At 62.2% G+C, this 15,628-nt stretch carries 16 protein-coding genes; 9 read left to right on the top strand and 7 right to left on the bottom strand.

All coding sequences use genetic code 11. From position 1 onward, the window contains the following. Positions 1 to 45: 45 nt before the first annotated feature. The 3 genes from C7A17_RS05180 (at position 46) to C7A17_RS05190 (ending at position 1,665) form a co-directional block, all read left to right on the top strand. A complete protein-coding gene (locus C7A17_RS05180; RefSeq protein WP_106737011.1) occupies positions 46 to 390 on the top strand; it encodes a pentapeptide repeat-containing protein in 345 nt (114 codons plus the stop codon). 99 nt (positions 391 to 489) lie between these two features. Then, the gene (locus C7A17_RS05185) at positions 490 to 762 is read left to right on the top strand and encodes a TfoX/Sxy family protein (protein ID WP_106737012.1); all 273 of its coding nucleotides are present in this window, start codon (positions 490 to 492) and stop codon (positions 760 to 762) included. A 105-nt stretch (positions 763 to 867) separates the two neighbouring features. Next, a complete protein-coding gene (locus C7A17_RS05190) occupies positions 868 to 1,665 on the top strand; it encodes a cyclic nucleotide-binding domain-containing protein (RefSeq protein WP_106737013.1) in 798 nt (265 codons plus the stop codon). Between the two features lie 269 nt (positions 1,666 to 1,934). Here the strand turns inward: C7A17_RS05190 and C7A17_RS05195 are convergent, their stop codons facing one another. The 5 genes from C7A17_RS05195 to C7A17_RS05215 are packed head-to-tail and all read right to left on the bottom strand — an operon-like array spanning position 1,935 to position 6,006. Beyond that, entirely contained in the window at positions 1,935 to 2,342 is a 408-nt protein-coding gene (locus C7A17_RS05195) for a nuclear transport factor 2 family protein (RefSeq protein ID WP_106737014.1), read from the bottom strand. A gap of 60 nt (positions 2,343 to 2,402) precedes the next feature. Beyond that, positions 2,403 to 3,287 (bottom strand): ChaN family lipoprotein, encoded by an 885-nt coding sequence (locus tag C7A17_RS05200; protein ID WP_106737015.1) that lies wholly within the window; start codon positions 3,285 to 3,287, stop codon positions 2,403 to 2,405. A 15-nt stretch (positions 3,288 to 3,302) separates the two neighbouring features. Continuing rightward, positions 3,303 to 4,070, bottom strand: coding sequence for a heme ABC transporter ATP-binding protein (locus tag C7A17_RS05205; RefSeq protein ID WP_106737016.1), 768 nt, complete (start codon positions 4,068 to 4,070; stop codon positions 3,303 to 3,305). Further along, on the bottom strand, positions 4,070 to 5,110 hold the full coding sequence (locus C7A17_RS05210) for a FecCD family ABC transporter permease (protein ID WP_106737017.1): 1,041 nt from the start codon (positions 5,108 to 5,110) through the stop codon (positions 4,070 to 4,072). The genes C7A17_RS05205 and C7A17_RS05210 overlap by 1 nt, the downstream gene beginning before the upstream one ends. After that, positions 5,107 to 6,006 (bottom strand): heme/hemin ABC transporter substrate-binding protein, encoded by a 900-nt coding sequence (locus C7A17_RS05215; RefSeq protein WP_106737018.1) that lies wholly within the window; start codon positions 6,004 to 6,006, stop codon positions 5,107 to 5,109. The genes C7A17_RS05210 and C7A17_RS05215 overlap by 4 nt, the downstream gene beginning before the upstream one ends. A 374-nt stretch (positions 6,007 to 6,380) precedes the next feature. On the opposite strand from C7A17_RS05215, the gene C7A17_RS05220 reads away from it, so the two are divergent. Further along, the gene (locus tag C7A17_RS05220) at positions 6,381 to 6,698 is read left to right on the top strand and encodes a Rieske (2Fe-2S) protein (RefSeq protein WP_106737019.1); all 318 of its coding nucleotides are present in this window, start codon (positions 6,381 to 6,383) and stop codon (positions 6,696 to 6,698) included. A 54-nt stretch (positions 6,699 to 6,752) separates the two neighbouring features. Here C7A17_RS05220 and sfsA read toward each other — a convergent pair whose 3' ends face one another. Beyond that, positions 6,753 to 7,460, bottom strand: a complete 708-nt coding sequence (gene sfsA / locus C7A17_RS05225; RefSeq protein WP_106737020.1) for a DNA/RNA nuclease SfsA — start codon at positions 7,458 to 7,460, stop codon at positions 6,753 to 6,755. After that, positions 7,450 to 8,631, bottom strand: coding sequence for a pyridoxal phosphate-dependent aminotransferase (locus C7A17_RS05230; RefSeq protein ID WP_106737021.1), 1,182 nt, complete (start codon positions 8,629 to 8,631; stop codon positions 7,450 to 7,452). Before C7A17_RS05230 ends, sfsA begins: the two co-directional genes overlap by 11 nt. Positions 8,632 to 8,889: 258 nt before the next feature. On the opposite strand from C7A17_RS05230, the gene dksA reads away from it, so the two are divergent. From dksA to C7A17_RS05255, 5 genes are all read left to right on the top strand, one after another. Then, complete coding sequence (gene dksA, locus C7A17_RS05235; RefSeq protein WP_013716970.1) at positions 8,890 to 9,336, top strand: RNA polymerase-binding protein DksA; 447 nt, start codon at positions 8,890 to 8,892, stop codon at positions 9,334 to 9,336. 62 nt (positions 9,337 to 9,398) lie between these two features. Further along, positions 9,399 to 10,283: a tRNA glutamyl-Q(34) synthetase GluQRS gene (gene gluQRS, locus C7A17_RS05240; protein ID WP_106737022.1), complete on the top strand. Its 885-nt coding sequence runs from the start codon at positions 9,399 to 9,401 to the stop codon at positions 10,281 to 10,283. Between the two features lie 135 nt (positions 10,284 to 10,418). Next, a complete protein-coding gene (locus C7A17_RS05245; protein WP_106742752.1) occupies positions 10,419 to 10,595 on the top strand; it encodes a hypothetical protein in 177 nt (58 codons plus the stop codon). Beyond that, positions 10,579 to 13,533 (top strand): sensor histidine kinase, encoded by a 2,955-nt coding sequence (locus C7A17_RS05250; protein ID WP_106737023.1) that lies wholly within the window; start codon positions 10,579 to 10,581, stop codon positions 13,531 to 13,533. Before C7A17_RS05245 ends, C7A17_RS05250 begins: the two co-directional genes overlap by 17 nt. Positions 13,534 to 13,586: 53 nt before the next feature. Continuing rightward, positions 13,587 to 15,020, top strand: a complete 1,434-nt coding sequence (locus C7A17_RS05255; protein ID WP_106737024.1) for a sigma-54-dependent transcriptional regulator — start codon at positions 13,587 to 13,589, stop codon at positions 15,018 to 15,020. Positions 15,021 to 15,628 lie beyond the last annotated feature (608 nt).

Genomic DNA, 15,628 nt, shown 5'->3' on the forward strand with positions numbered 1-15,628 from the left:
GGCAGGGGTTCTATACTGCCGGTGAGACCACCACCGGTATCTGCCATGAGCCAGCCACGCCAGCTTGACCATCCGCTCTACCACCTGCTGCATAACGACGATGTGAAAGGCTTCAATGCGCAGAAGCCCCAAGGCGTCGAGGTCGACCTTTCCGGCGGCGATTTCCGCGGGCTCGACCTGCGTAGCATGGACACCGACGCCGTCAATTTCACGGATGCCTATTTCCGTGGTGCCGATCTGCGCGGCCTGGATTTCCGTAACGCCAAGATCGAAGGGGCCAGCCTGGCCCACGCACAGATCTCTGGCGCCTACTTCCCGGTCGAACTGACCGCCGACGAAATTCTCATGTCAGTGAATTTCGGCACTCGCCTGCGTTATCGCACCAAGTAACCCAGCGAACGGAGCCGACAAAGCACTCGCCTCATTGACCGCTACACTTCCTGGCAGGCACGCCAACGCGAAACACTCACTCGCACGCATGGAGGCCCGATGAACGACGAACTGCAACACCTGAAGAACCTCGGAAAAACCTCAGCCCAGTGGCTGCATGCCGTAGGCATTCACAGCGCCAACGACCTGCGCCGCTATGGCGCTGTCGGGGCCTACCGCGCCGTACGTGCTCGGGGTTTTCGTGCTTCCAAGGTTCTGCTCTATGCGATAGAAGGCGCACTGCTCGACGTACATTGGAGCGAACTGCCGGAAGCGCACAAGGCAGAACTGAACGGCAAACTCGGCGAAGTGCAGGGTTACAACAAGAGCTAGCTCACAACACCAGTGCGTGGAGATTTACTCAGGACGCGCCGCAGCCTATTGTTTCAGGGACGTTCGTGTGGTCAGTCAGCCCAGCCAGTTCAAGGAATTACGGTTATGTATTTACTCGGGGAGCAACCGGCCTACGCCGATCAGCTGATCAATCGCCTGCAGAGTATCCCCACTCAGTTGCTGGAAGGGCTGCAACCCGCTGGTGAACCGCTGCGTCTGGAACGAGTCGATGATCTGGCTCAGGTCCTACCAGGCAACCAACTGTTCATCATCGAAAATGGCTTGCTGCATGCAATAGTCGACGAACGCCCGCTGTTCTACCTGCAGGAAGGCGACCTGGTCGGCCTGCGCCAGGGCATCGATCTGCCCAGTTGCCGCTACAGCAGCGAAGAACCCATCAGCCTGCTTCCCTATTCGCGCAGCGAAGTGTTCCAGCACATCTATGCCAGCGAGCAACGTCAGGAGCAGTTCATTCACTACCTGATCGGCCACACCGCCCTGCTCTCCGACGCACTAGCGCGCCTGAAACAGCCGGAGATCCGTCCTGCTACCGGTTTCCAGCACTTCGCCGCCGGCGAGGAACTGATCCACCAGGGTGATGACGCCGACCACGTGTTCATCATCATCGAGGGGCACGCCGAAGCGTTGGTCGATGGGCAGAAAGTCGGTGACGTGCAGAAAGACGAGATCTTCGGTGCCATGGCGGTATTCACCCGCGAGAAGCGCAGCGCCACGGTCGTCGCCAGCGAACCCTGCACAGTCATGGTGATCCCCAAGGAGCAATTCCTCAGCCTGATGCAAAGCAACCCGCGCATCGCCCATAGCCTGATCGAGAGCATGGCGCGGCGCATCGACCTGCTGAACAAGGAAGTCACTCAGTTGCGCGTACCTACCACTTCCTGAAACAGGAAAGACTCCACGAACCCCGGCAAAGGTCGGGGTTTTGCATTTCTGAGCCCTGGGAAAACTTTCTGAGAAAAATTCTCAAAAGGGCGTTGACTATGAAATGAGAATTGTTATTATTATCTCAACTGGTCGCGAGATCAGCCGATAAGCTAAAGAGACCATTCAGTCGGACTCTTCAGATTATCTCCTCATCAGGCTAATCACGGTTATTGACCCGGCTCTTGCCGGGTCTTTTTTTGCCCGCTCGAAAGCCTCGGTGGCCCGCCTCAATCGTCGACCTGCGCCAGCCAGTCCGGCAGGTTGAAATGCAGGGTGATACGGCTGATCAGCCCATCACGTATCTCGAAGAAAGCCCCTACACGCAATGCGTAGCGCTGCCCGCAGGCCTCCGGCAGCCCATCGTCGGTTGCCAGGTACTCACCGACGAGCTGGTATTCACAGGCCGCGTGGCGCCCTTGCGGTTCAGCCAGAATCACCAGTTTTTCGGCAGTTTCACGGTAGCAGTGCAGTTGCCGCTCGAGATAAGCCGCGAAAGCGTCGTGCCCGTGCTCGGTGAAACCCTGATTGGGTTCCAGGATCAGGTCAGCACTGACCAGCGTCAGGCAAGTGCGGATATCGCGGTCGTTGAGGGCGTGAAAGTAACGTTGCAGCAGGTCGCGAACGGCGGCAGACATGAGCAGGCTCCAGATCGGCAAAGCGCCGAGGATACCTCCCTGCTCGCTCGTGAAAGGCGCTTATGGTCGCAGTTTGGCGCAGTGATCCTGCTCAGGCTGGGCCGCTGTGTACCAGACGTAGTCGGCCATGGACGCATCCACTGAACGACCGACCTCGGCAAGAATCAGCACGGCAGTGGCGTTCCGCGCCCCAAGGTCGATCAGGTGCAGCGGTACGCCAAGATCCTTGCGCACATGGAAAGCGCCCGCCAATAACAGACTCGGCTGCGGCGCTGCCAACAACGCCTCGGCCATGCGCCGGTCACGCTGCTGTTGCACGGCGAGCATCGCCGGTAACTGGCTGTCCGGCAGCAGGCCGCAGTGCGAGTCACGGATGTCGCTCAACAGCCTCTCCTGAACGCCCGCCGCGCTGGAACGCTCGCCTTGCAGCAGCGGCCGTTGACGGTATATCTGCATGATCTCGGCACGATCCAGATTGGCGGCGAGCAAGGGATAGGGCTGACGCAGCTGATGCAATACCAATGGCCCGTAGAGCGACCAGTCCCACCCCGGCTGCCAGGCCAGCGTGTCGAATGGATCGGCCATTACCTGTCCTTCATGGACGGCCGCCTGGGCCTGGTCGACCTTCGCCTGCTGATCGCGGTTGAGCATTTCCATCAACACGCTGCCCTGCGCTCGCCGCTTCGACAACTCACGTGACAGCCACAGTTGCAGGGCATGGTGATCGGGATTGTCATGCTGCTCGCCGACCAGCAGCCGCTCGGCCTCCGCCAACCGCGAGAGGAGCTGCTGCGGACTGAGTGTCTGCCCACTGTTCAGATCGACGATGCGGCCAAGGTCGACATGCTCGCGCCCCAACGGCGCGATGGGCGCAGGCGGCGGTAACACATGCTGGCTCTGACAGGCAGCGAGAAAGATCAGACAGCTCAGCAGAACGACTCGCATGACAGGCTCCAGCGATCAGCGTGCGACGATTAGAGGATGACCACGCTCGGGATGAGTTTGTACCAGCACTTCCAGGCCAAACACTGCCTGTAGCGGTTCGGCTCGCAGCACCTCGGCTGGCGTACCCAGAGCATGCATCCTGCCCTGCTGCAGTAACAGCAGTCGATCACAATAGCGCGCTGCCAGGTTGAGGTCGTGGAGGATCACCAGCACTGCCGCGCCAGCTTCAGCCAGGCGCCTGACCGCCTGTAAGCAGGTGTGCTGGTGCAGCGGATCGAGCATCGACGTCGGCTCGTCGAGCAGCAGAATCTGCTCCTCACCACCCGGCCATAATTGCGCCAGCACTCGCGCCAAGTGCACACGCTGGCGCTCTCCGCCAGACAGCGCGAGATAGCTGCGGCCGGCCAAGTGCGCAGCATCTGCAGCGTGCAGCGCCTCCTGTACGATCTGCGCATCGCGCACACGACCACTGTCATGGGGCAAGCGCCCCATGGCGACCACATCTTCCACACGAAAGGCGAAATTGAGGCTAGAACTCTGCGGTAACACAGCCAGACGCCGAGCGCGCGCCGGCCCGGGCCAGTCATCGAGCGCACGCCGATCCAGTGTTACCTGACCGGCACTGGCGGGCAGCTCACCGGTCATGGCCGCGAGCAAGGTGCTCTTGCCGGCACCGTTCGGCCCCAGCACACCCAGCACCTCTCCTGGGCGCAGTTGCAGATCGATACCACTGAGCACGACGCACTGGCCACGGCGAATTTCCAGCTGTTCGACCTGCAGCATCAGCTTCTCCCCCGCACCAGCAGGTACAGAAAGAACGGGGCACCGATAAGCGCCGTGACGATCCCGATCGGCAATTCGGCGGGTGCCAGTGCCAACCGCGCAACCAGGTCGGCCAGCAACAGCAGGCTCGCTCCAGCCAGTGCCGAGGCCGGCAGCAGCAGGCGATGATCAGGCCCCACCAGCAAGCGCATCAGGTGCGGCACTACCAGCCCTATGAATCCGATAAGGCCGGCAGCTGCCACCGCAGCGCCCACTCCCAGCGCCGTGCAGAACACCAGTTCACGCTTGAGCCGTTCCACATCGAAGCCCAGATGCCGCGCTTCCGACTCGCCCAGTAATAATGCATTCAGCGCCCGCGCACGTCGCGGCAGCCACAGTGCGACAGCCAGCGTGGCCAACAACAGCGGCCAGAGCCGGGCATAGCTGGCACCGTTGAGGCTGCCCAGGTTCCAGAAGGTCAGGGTGCGCAGAGTCGCATCGTCAGCCAGGTAGGTGAACAGGCCGATGGCTGCGCCGGCGAGCGCCGTGAGTGCGATACCGGCCAGCAACATGGTCGCTACGTTGGTCTGCCCGTCGCGCCGACCCAGGCGATAGACCAGAGCCGTCACCAGCAAGCCTCCGATGAAAGCAAAAGCCGATAACAGATAGGGAGCGAATGCCTCAGGCAAACCGCCGAAGGCGGCACCAGCGACGATGACCACTGCCGCGCCGAGCGCAGCACCACTGGAAACCCCGACCAAACCCGGGTCTGCCAGCGGATTGCGAAACAAGCCCTGCATCGCCACACCGCAGAGCGCCAACACCATGCCCACAGCCAACCCGAGCAAGGTGCGAGGCACGCGGATCTGCGCCAGGATCAGCTCTGCCTGTTGCACCGATGCATCGGCTGCCAGCGGCACACCGAGCAAGCGCAACGCAGCACGCAGGGTATCGCCCAACGGCAGGCTGACAGGCCCCAGCGCCAGCGAGAGCCACAACACGAACATGAGCAACAGGCCCAATGCGATGAACAGTGGGCGTGCCTGAAGAGGGGGAATCATGGCTGGCGCAGGGCTTCGGCGGCTCGGGATTGGCTGGCAGGATAAAAGCCTGCGGCAAGCATCGCCAGCCCATCCGGCACACGAGGCCCAAGGCCACCTACCAGCAGCGTTGGATCGAGCGCCAACAGGCGCCCCTCACGCGCGGCACGGGTACCCGCCAACGCCGGGTTCTGCTGCAGCAATGCCTGCCTGGCCGCCTCCCCTTCCAGCGCGCGATCGGCAACCACCACGACCTGCGGATCGAGTGCCAGCAATGCTTCACTGGACAGTGCCTTGTAGCCACTGTGAGTGGCCAGATTGCGACCTCCCGCATGGCTGATCAACCAATCCGCTGCCGTATCGACACCGCCGACCAACGGACTGCCGCCTGCATGCCCGATCAGCAGCAAAACGCCTGGCGCCGCTTGGTCGTGCTGCGCCCGCTCAACCCATTGCCGCTGCGCCTGCAGGCGCGCCAGGTAGTCAGCGTAGGCGCGCTGCGCTGCCACCTCATCACCGAGTAATTGCCCCAGGCGTTGCAGGTTGGCCTGCAGGCTGTCCAGCTCGGCCCGTGCACTCAGGCGCTCGATACGCACGCCGGCAGCCGCCAGTTGCTCGAGCACTGGAGGCGGCCCCATTTCTTCGCTGCCGAGCAACAGATCCGGCTGCAACGCAAGAATGCCTTCGGCAGCCAGTTGCCGCTGATAGCCAATACTGGGCAGTTTGCTCAGCGCTACCGGATGACGACTGGTGGTATCGACGCCCACCAGTTTGTCTTCACCACCGAGCTGCACGACCCACTCGCTGAGCGCACCACCGGAACTGACCCAGCGCTGCGGCAACGACTCCTGCGCCAGAACCAGGTTGGGAAAGAGCAGGACGGCGGTCAAGCCGCCCAGAATATGTGCAAGACGCATGGTCTCGACTCCTCGAACGTGAGATAGGCCGACTCAGTACTTCGAATGGTCGGCGCTCGTGCTTCAGGCCAGAACAGGCAGCGCTTCGGTCAGTGCTCAGCATTCGACGCGCACACGCATACCGAGACAGCGATGCAATTGAAGAGAACATAATTCACCTGATAATTATTTGCAGCAGATAAATAGTCTCGATAATATCCCGCCCACTCCACCGTCGAACAACGCGCTACGCGCCTCTGTCCCGCTCGTGTCCACCGCGAGCCTGGCCCAGCCTCCCGACATCTACGCCCTGGCAGTTGCAAGTTCCACTTGGCGCATGGATGCGCCCTCCTCCTTCCTGCGGGATAATCGCGCCATCTGAAACGGAGACCGCGATGATCCGCCTGTGCGCCCCAGACGAACTGACCGAAGGCCAGAGCCGGGGCTTCCTAATCGACCAATTGAACCTGCTCGCCGTACGCAGCCACGGCCAGGTACATGCCTACCTCAACCGCTGCCCGCATCGCGGCATCGCGCTGGAATGGGTGAAAGACGACTTTCTCGACGACAGTGGCAGCCTGATCCGCTGCGCGAGGCATGGCGCACTGTTTCTCATCGATAGTGGCGAATGCGTCGCAGGCCCCTGCGAGGGGCAGGCATTGCAGATGCTGGAGTGCCTGGAGGACGCGAATGGGATCTGGATCGTGCCGTAGGGCGCGCTGTGCGCACCGTTCTCCCAAAGCAGAAGCCGGTGCGCACGGCGCACCCTACACCAGGACTTCCAGGCGACGAACCAGGGCGATCCCTTCAGGACTGATCTCGGCGCCGTAGGCCAGCACCTCTACACCCGCAGACTTGGCTTCGCGCAGACCGGCGGCGTAAGTCGGGTCAATTTCCTCGGCCGCACGTACAGCGCGAATGCCGGACAGGTTCACGCAATACAGCTGCACGGTACGCACACCAGCACGCGCCAGCGCAGCCAGTTCACGCAGATGCTTGGCGCCACGCAGGGTCACGGCATCAGGGAAAGCCGCCACGTCGGAGTCTGCAAAGCCCAGAGTGACACTCTTGACCTCGACGTAGGCCGGCCCATCGGGGTAGTCCAGGCGAAAGTCGGCACGGCTATTCTCCACGCCGTAAGCCACCTCGCGCTTGAGCGCGGTGAAGCCGGCCAGTTCACTGATAAACCCGGCGCGCAGCGCTTCCTCCACCAGCCCATTGGCCCGCGCGGTATTGATGCAGGCCAGACGCCCCTGAGGGGTCTCGCTGATTTCCCAACTCCCCGGCAGTTTGCGCTTGGGATCGTTGCTGCGGCTGAACCAGACGCGGCAGCCCTCGCTCATGCAGTTGAGCATCGAGCCCGTGTTGGCGCAGTGAATGGTCATCTGCTCGCCACTGGCAGTCTCGATATCGGCAAGAAAGCGCTTGTAGCGGCGCAGCAGACGTCCCTCTTCCAGCGGCGGATCAAAGCGCATCGGGGTTCCAGCTCTTCAAGCCACGCGCGATACGTTCGACCGCCTGCTCCAGACGCTCGACATTCTGCGTGTAGGCGAAGCGCACATGGTGTCCCGCCTGGTAGCGACCGAAGTCCAGGCCCGGAGTGAACGCCACATGCTCGGTCTCGATGAAATGGCGACAAAAGGCGAACGCATCGCCACCGAAGGCACTGATATCGGCATATAGATAGAAGGCCCCTTCGGGCTCCACGGCGATGCCGAAGCCCAGCTCGCGCAGCGCCGGCAGCAGATAGTCGCGACGACGCTGGAATTCGTGACGGCGTTCTTCGAGGATCGCCAGTGTAGCCGGCTCGAAGCAGGCCAGCGCGGCATGCTGGGCCATGCTCGGTGCACTGATGTAGAGGTTCTGCGCCAGTTTTTCCAGTTCCGGTACGGCATTGTCGGGGGCGACCAGCCAACCGAGGCGCCAGCCAGTCATGCCGAAATATTTGGAGAAACTGTTGAGGACGAAGGCGTCGTCATCCACCTCCAGCACGCTGGCCGCATCACAGCCGTAGGTCAGGCCGTGGTAGATCTCGTCCACCACCAGATGACCGCCACGTTGTTTGATGCAGTCGGCCAAGGCCCCCAGCTCGTCCTTGTGCAGCAGCGTGCCGGTCGGGTTGGCCGGCGAGGCGACCAGCGCACCGACGCTGTCGCCATCCCAGTGCCGCTCGACCAGTTGCGGCGTCAGTTGGTAACGCACGTCCGGGCCGACCGGCACCAGTTGAGCGGCGCCTTCCACCAGGCGCAGGAAATGGCGGTTGCACGGATAGCCGGGGTCGGCCAGCAGCCAGTGTTTGCCTGGGTCGACCAGCAGGCTGGCGGCCAGCAACAGCGCACCCGAGCCGCCCGGCGTAATAAGGATGCGCTGGGGATCGATATTCAGCCGGTAGCGCTCAGCGTAGAAACCGGCGATGGCCTCCCGCAGTTGCGGCAGTCCCCGCGCAGCGGTGTAGCGGGTATGCCCCGCGGCCAAGGCGGCCTGACCGGCACGAATGATCGGCTCGGCAGTGGTGAAATCCGGCTCGCCGATCTCCAGGTGGATGACGTCGTGGCCGGCGGCCTGCAGCTCGTTGGCACGCGCCAACAGGGCCATCACATGAAAGGGTTCGATGGCGCGACTGCGCGCGCTGTAGAGCTGAGCCATGGGTCTGTCTTCACGGTTGCGAGGCGCGGATTCTAGCAGGGCTGCTTCAGGCCGCGGCAAGGACACGAAGCGCCGCCGCGCTTGGCGCCCAGTCCCATGCAGATTTCCTTCACACCCCGGACAAGCCGGAGACAACCGGGAGTAGCGCGCCCCGATTCGATCTGGTAAGTTCGCCCGCTTGCAGCCGCAGGGCCAGGACAAATGCCTGGCAATGGAATACCCTGCGCGATGGATTTGAAAGAGTGAGAGGCGTCATCCATGCCCACAAAAGAAAAAGCCAAAAGCACCAGCCAGCTGATTCGTGGTTTCGAGCCTTATCCAGAGAAGAAGGGCGAGGAATACATGAGCGAGCCGATGCGCGCTCACTTCACCAGCATCCTCAATAAGTGGAAGCTGGAGCTGATGCAGGAAGTCGACCGTACCGTGCACCACATGCAGGACGAAGCGGCCAACTTCCCGGATCCGGCCGACCGCGCCAGCCAGGAAGAAGAATTCAGCCTGGAACTGCGTGCCCGTGACCGCGAGCGCAAGCTGATCAAGAAAATCGACGAGACCCTGCAGCTGATCGAAGACAACGATTACGGCTGGTGCGACTCTTGCGGCGTTGAGATCGGCATTCGCCGCCTCGAAGCCCGCCCGACCGCCACGCTGTGCATCGATTGCAAGACGCTGGCGGAAATCAAGGAAAAGCAGATCGGTTCCTGATCTGACGACGGGGCGCTTAGGCGCCCCGCTCTGTTTCTGGCCTTCGCTCCTGACGCGCCTTGATGAACACTGCCTATATCGGGCGCTTCGCCCCCACTCCAAGCGGCTACCTGCACTTCGGCTCGCTGGTCGCCGCACTCGCCTCCTACCTCGATGCCCGTGCCGTTGGCGGCCGCTGGCTGCTGCGCATGGAGGATCTCGACCCACCACGGGAAGTGCCCGGCGCTCAGGATGCGATCCTGCAGACCCTGGAAGCCTACGGTTTCGAATGGGATGGGGAAATGGTGCGCCAGAGCGAGCGACACGCAGAATATGCCGCCGTGATAGCCCGGCTGTTCAGCCAGGGACTGGCCTATGCCTGCATCTGCTCGCGCAAGCAACTCGAAGGTTACGCCGGTATCTATCCGGGTTTCTGCCGTAACGCCTGCCACCCTGATCATGACGCGGCCATCCGTCTGCGCGTACCAGAACTGGACTATCACTTCGTCGACCGCGTGCAGGGCGAATTCCGCCAGCATCTGGGTCGCGAGGTGGGCGATTTCGTGATTCGCCGTCGCGACGGCCTGTTCGCCTACCAACTCGCAGTGGTGCTCGACGATGCCTGGCAGGGTGTTACCGATGTGGTACGCGGCGCCGACCTGCTCGATTCCACGCCGCGCCAGCTCTACCTGCAGGAATTGCTGGGATTGCCGCAGCCGCGTTACCTGCACGTGCCGCTGATCATCCAGCCGGACGGCCACAAGCTGGGCAAAAGCTACCGTTCGCCACCGCTCCCTTCCGATCAGGCAGGGCCGCTGCTGCTGCGCGCCCTGCGTGCGCTCGGCCAGCAGCCGCCAGCCGAGCTGCAAGGTGCCGCCCCCGCCGAGTTACTGGCCTGGGGCATCGCCAACTGGGATGCCACACGCATTCCGCGCAGCCGCACCCTGGCCGAAGCGCAATTGAGGTAGGGTGCGCCAAACCCGCTATTCCGGAACCCTGTACGGTCTCGGTGCGCACGGCGCCCCCTAGATGCAAGCCTCAAGTTTGTGGCTTGGGATGCGCGGCATCCTTTACCATCGCGGCATCTATCGACGAGATGTCACATGTATATCTACCGACTGGTTTTGATCCTGGTAGTGGGGATCTACCTGTTCTCCCCGGCCATCATGGACTGGTGGATCGATCACAATGGTGCCTGGTACCGGCCCTACCTGCTGTGGCTGATCCTCATCGTCGTGACCTTCATTCTTCAGAGCCAACGCGATGCTGACGAGCTTTAGCCTGAGCGAGCTGATCCTGATCAGCGCCGGCTACCTTCTGGTTCTGTTCGGCGTTGCCTGGCTCAGTGAACATGGCTTGATCCCGCGTCGGATCATTCGCCACCCGCTGACCTACACCCTGTCGCTGGGCGTCTACGCCAGCGCCTGGGCTTTCTATGGCACGGTGGGCCTGGCCTACCAGTACGGTTATGGCTTCCTCGCCAGTTACCTGGGGGTGTCCGGCGCGTTCCTGCTGGCGCCGGTGCTGCTCTATCCGATCCTGCGCATCACCCGCACCTATCAGCTGTCATCGCTGGCCGATCTGTTCGCCTTCCGTTTTCGCAGCACCTGGGCTGGCGCACTGACCACGCTGTTCATGCTGATCGGCGTGCTGCCGCTGCTGGCCCTGCAGATCCAGGCGGTGGCCGACTCCATCGGCATCCTCAGCCGCGAGCCGCTGCAGGAGAAAGTGGCGCTGAGCTACTGCGGCCTGATCATCCTCTTCACCATCCTGTTCGGTGCACGCCATATCGCCACCCGCGAGAAACACGAAGGCCTGGTGTTCGCCATCGCCTTCGAGTCGCTGGTCAAGCTGATCGCCCTCGGCACCATCGGCCTCTATGCACTGTATGGCGTATTCGGCGGCCCGCGTGAGCTGGAGCTGTGGCTGGTACAGAACCAGGCGGCGCTGTCGACGCTGCACACACCACTGCAGGAAGGCCCGTGGCGCACCCTGCTGCTGGTGTTCTTCGCCTCGGCCATCGTCATGCCGCACATGTACCACATGACCTTCACCGAGAATCTCAACCCACGCGCCATGGTCAGCGCCAGCTGGGGCCTACCGCTGTTCCTGCTGCTGATGAGCCTGGCCGTGCCGCTGATCCTCTGGGCCGGCCTCAAGCTCGGCGCCACCACCAACCCTGAATATTTCACGCTCGGCCTGGGCATCGCGGTGAACAGCGAAACGCTGGCGCTGCTTGCCTATATTGGAGGTCTTTCGGCCTCCAGCGGCCTGATCATCGTCTCGACCCTGGCACTGTCAGGAATGGCACTCAACCATCTGGTGCTGCCGCTGTATCAACCGCCGGCCGAGGGCAACATCTACCGCTGGCTGAAGTGGACGCGCCGCGCGCTGATCGCCTTCATCATCATGGCCGGTTACGGCTTCTACCTGCTGCTCGGCGCCCAGCAAGATCTGGCCAACCTGGGCATTGTCGCCTTCGTCGCCACCTTGCAGTTCCTGCCCGGCGTGCTCTCGGTGCTGTATTGGCAAACGGCCAATCGCCGCGGCTTCCTCGCCGGGCTGATGGCAGGGATCAGCGTCTGGGCGCTGACCATGCTGCTGCCGCTGCTGGGCAACCTGGAAGGTCTATACCTGCCGCTGTTCAACGTCATCTATGTGCTCGACGATGCCAGCTGGCACCTGGCAGCCATCGCCTCGCTGGCCGCCAACGTGCTGGTATTCACTCTGGTGTCACTGTTCACCGAGGCCAGTCCTGAAGAAAAGAGCGCCGCCGAGGCCTGCGCAGTAGACAACGTGCGTCGCCCACAACGACGCGAACTGGTGGCCATCTCACCACAGGACTTCGCCGCGCAACTGGCCAAACCGCTCGGCGCCAAGACCGCTCAGCGTGAAGTGGAGCAGGCCCTGCGCGACCTCCATCTACCGTTCGACGAGGGACGCCCTTATGCGCTGCGCCGCCTGCGCGACCGCATCGAAGCCAACCTATCCGGCCTGATGGGGCCGAGCGTGGCACAAGACATCGTGGAAACCTTCCTGCCCTATAAGTCCGGCAGCGAGGGCTATGTCACCGAGGACATCCACTTCATCGAAAGCCGGCTGGAAGATTATCAGTCACGCCTCACCGGCCTGGCCGCCGAACTCGATGCACTGCGTCGTTACCACCGCCAGACCTTGCAGGAATTGCCAATGGGCGTGTGCTCACTGGCCAAGGATCAGGAGATCCTGATGTGGAACCGCGCCATGGAGGAACTCACCGAGATTCCCGCGCAGCGCATCGTCGGCTCGCGCCTGTCCGCCCTGGCCGAACCCTGGCAGAGCCTGCTGCAGAACTTCATCGAACTGCCCGACGAACACCTGCACAAACAGCACCTGGCGCTCGATGGACAAACCCGCTGGCTGAACCTGCACAAGGCCGCCATCAACGAGCCCCTGGCGCCGGGTAACAGCGGCCTGGTGCTGCTGGTCGAGGATCAGACCGACACGCAGATGCTCGAAGACAAGCTGGTGCACTCCGAACGCCTGGCCTCCATCGGCCGCCTGGCGGCCGGCGTCGCGCACGAGATCGGTAACCCGATCACCGGCATCGCCTGCCTGGCGCAGAACCTGCGCGAGGAACGCGAGCACGACGGCGAGCTGACCGAGATCAGTGGGCAGATTCTCGAGCAGACCAAGCGCGTGTCACGCATCGTCCAGTCCCTGATGAGCTTTGCTCACTCCGGCAGCCACCAGCGCAGCGACGAACCGGTATGCCTGGCCGACGTGGCGCAGGACGCCATCGGCCTGCTGTCCCTGAACAAGCGCAACTTCGACATCCACTTCTATAACCTCTGCGATCCACAACACTGGGCCTGTGGCGACCCACAACGCCTGGCGCAGGTGCTGATCAACCTGCTGTCCAACGCCCGCGACGCCTCACCGCCCGGTGGCGCCATCCGCGTGCGCAGCGAGGCCAGCGAACATACCGTCGATCTGATCGTGGAAGACGAGGGCAGTGGCATTCCCAAGGCGATCATCGACCGCCTGTTCGAACCCTTCTTCACTACCAAGGATCCAGGCGAAGGCACCGGTCTGGGCCTTGCGCTGGTCTATTCGATCGTGGAAGAGCATTATGGACAGATAACAATCGACAGCCCGGCCGACCCCGAGCGCCAATTGGGCACTCGAATTCGGGTCACCCTGCCGAGGCATGTCGAGGCGACGTCCGTAGCGATGTAAACAGCGACAGAGGGTGCCTGCGGCACCTCCGTGACCGTCGAGAGACCGAATTGATGCCACATATTCTTATCGTCGAAGACGAAACCATTATCCGCTCTGCCTTGCGCCGCCTGCTCGAACGTAACCAGTACCAGGTCAGCGAAGCTGGCTCGGTACAGGAAGCTCAGGAGCGCTACAGCATTCCGACCTTCGACCTGATCGTCAGTGACCTGCGCCTGCCCGGCGCGCCCGGTACCGAACTGATCAAACTGGCCGAAGGCACCCCGGTGCTGATCATGACCAGCTATGCCAGCCTGCGCTCGGCAGTGGACTCGATGAAGATGGGCGCGGTCGACTACATCGCCAAGCCCTTTGATCACGATGAGATGTTGCAGGCCGTCGCCCGCATCCTGCGTGACCGTCAGGAAGCCAAGAACTCCCCGGCCAGCGCAAGCAGCAGCCCCTCACGTAGCGGTAACGGCGAAAAAGCCGCCGATAACGCCAATGGCGAAATCGGCATCATCGGCTCTTGCGCCGCCATGCAGGAGCTCTATAGCAAGATTCGCAAGGTCGCCCCCACCGACTCCAATGTACTGGTGCAAGGCGAATCCGGCACCGGCAAGGAACTGGTCGCGCGTGCCCTGCACAACCTATCGCGTCGCGCCAAGGCGCCACTGATTTCGGTGAACTGCGCGGCGATTCCGGAAACCCTGATCGAGTCCGAGCTGTTCGGCCACGAGAAAGGCGCATTTACCGGCGCCAGCGCTGGTCGCGCCGGTCTGGTGGAAGCGGCCGATGGCGGCACATTGTTCCTTGATGAGATCGGCGAGCTGCCACTGGAAGCCCAGGCGCGCCTGCTGCGCGTATTGCAGGAAGGCGAGATTCGCCGGGTCGGCTCGGTACAGTCGCAAAAGGTCGATGTGCGCTTGATCGCCGCGACCCACCGCGACCTCAAGACTCTGGCCAAGACCGGCCAATTCCGTGAAGACCTCTATTACCGCCTGCACGTGATCGCCCTCAAGCTCCCAGCACTCCGCGAGCGCGGCGCCGACGTGAGCGAAATCGCCCAGGCGTTTCTGGTGCGCCAATACACCCGCATGGGCCGCGAGCCGCTGCATTTCGCCCACGATGCGGAACAGGCCATCCGTCACTATTCCTGGCCCGGTAACGTTCGTGAGCTGGAGAACGCCATCGAGCGTGCGGTGATCCTGTGTGAAGGCACGGAGATTTCCGCTGACCTGCTGGGTATCGATATCGAGCTGGACGATCTGGACGACGAAATCTTCGGCCTGCCCGGCCTCCCCAGTCAGCCGGGTAACAGCAGCCATGAGCCGACCGAGGATCTATCCCTGGAGGACTACTTCCAGCACTTCGTGCTCGAGCATCAGGATCACATGACCGAGACCGAGCTGGCCCGCAAGCTGGGCATCAGTCGCAAATGCCTGTGGGAACGCCGTCAGCGCCTGGGCATCCCACGCCGCAAATCCGGTGTGACCAGCGGTTCTTGACCTTGCGCCCCGGTGACAACCGACCTGCGCGCAGGTTCCACAGGTTGTTACCGGTTCAATATCTCGTAACAAAGGTCGGGTCTATCGGTAACGAAAACCCGGCCTCCCCCCCGCCACACACCACCCCAAAAAACGCGCAAACCCTTGATTTACAAGGAATCGCCAAAACTGGCACGGCAACTGCTTTATCTCTGGCACAACAACAATAACAAGCAATGCCCTACACAATAAGAACAAGACGAAACGACTCCAGAACAACAAAAACAATAAGGACGGAGGCGCAGCTAACTGATTCTTTTGGAGAGGAGTTGCCTCAGGGGTTCGCCCCTTACGACCAGGCTGAGAACAATAAAACTGCCCCAAGGCAGCGCCGGAACTGGTTGGAACATGGCAGCATCAGCGTCCAAAGAAATCCGTTTGCTATTGGCTCCCCTCTCTAGGGAGCACCCGGTAAGCCACGGCGAGCCGGGAAGGGCCAAACAACAAAAACAACAGGCCCTCAATAACAATAAAAACAAAGCACGCACCAACTTGGGGGGGAGCTTCGGCTCCCCCAGTAGCTTCCGGTTCTCGGATCCCCGCCTGCCGCCTCTCTACACACCTTCTCC

This window comes from Pseudomonas mendocina (assembly GCF_003008615.1).
GTDB classification, from domain to species: Bacteria; Pseudomonadota; Gammaproteobacteria; order Pseudomonadales; family Pseudomonadaceae; genus Aquipseudomonas; species Aquipseudomonas mendocina_C.

Excerpts from the sequence above, each read along its gene's own strand:
- C7A17_RS05180 (WP_106737011.1), top strand. The coding sequence starts at position 46 with ATGAGCCAGCCACGCCAGCTTGACCATCCGCTCTACCACCTGCTGCAT.
- C7A17_RS05185 (WP_106737012.1), top strand. The coding sequence starts at position 490 with ATGAACGACGAACTGCAACACCTGAAGAACCTCGGAAAAACCTCAGCC.
- C7A17_RS05190 (WP_106737013.1), top strand. The coding sequence starts at position 868 with ATGTATTTACTCGGGGAGCAACCGGCCTACGCCGATCAGCTGATCAAT.
- C7A17_RS05195 (WP_106737014.1), bottom strand. The coding sequence starts at position 2,342 with ATGTCTGCCGCCGTTCGCGACCTGCTGCAACGTTACTTTCACGCCCTC.
- C7A17_RS05200 (WP_106737015.1), bottom strand. The coding sequence starts at position 3,287 with ATGCGAGTCGTTCTGCTGAGCTGTCTGATCTTTCTCGCTGCCTGTCAG.
- C7A17_RS05205 (WP_106737016.1), bottom strand. The coding sequence starts at position 4,070 with ATGCTGCAGGTCGAACAGCTGGAAATTCGCCGTGGCCAGTGCGTCGTG.
- C7A17_RS05210 (WP_106737017.1), bottom strand. The coding sequence starts at position 5,110 with ATGATTCCCCCTCTTCAGGCACGCCCACTGTTCATCGCATTGGGCCTG.
- C7A17_RS05215 (WP_106737018.1), bottom strand. The coding sequence starts at position 6,006 with ATGCGTCTTGCACATATTCTGGGCGGCTTGACCGCCGTCCTGCTCTTT.
- C7A17_RS05220 (WP_106737019.1), top strand. The coding sequence starts at position 6,381 with ATGATCCGCCTGTGCGCCCCAGACGAACTGACCGAAGGCCAGAGCCGG.
- sfsA (WP_106737020.1), bottom strand. The coding sequence starts at position 7,460 with ATGCGCTTTGATCCGCCGCTGGAAGAGGGACGTCTGCTGCGCCGCTAC.
- C7A17_RS05230 (WP_106737021.1), bottom strand. The coding sequence starts at position 8,631 with ATGGCTCAGCTCTACAGCGCGCGCAGTCGCGCCATCGAACCCTTTCAT.
- dksA (WP_013716970.1), top strand. The coding sequence starts at position 8,890 with ATGCCCACAAAAGAAAAAGCCAAAAGCACCAGCCAGCTGATTCGTGGT.
- gluQRS (WP_106737022.1), top strand. The coding sequence starts at position 9,399 with ATGAACACTGCCTATATCGGGCGCTTCGCCCCCACTCCAAGCGGCTAC.
- C7A17_RS05245 (WP_106742752.1), top strand. The coding sequence starts at position 10,419 with ATGTATATCTACCGACTGGTTTTGATCCTGGTAGTGGGGATCTACCTG.
- C7A17_RS05250 (WP_106737023.1), top strand. The coding sequence starts at position 10,579 with ATGCTGACGAGCTTTAGCCTGAGCGAGCTGATCCTGATCAGCGCCGGC.
- C7A17_RS05255 (WP_106737024.1), top strand. The coding sequence starts at position 13,587 with ATGCCACATATTCTTATCGTCGAAGACGAAACCATTATCCGCTCTGCC.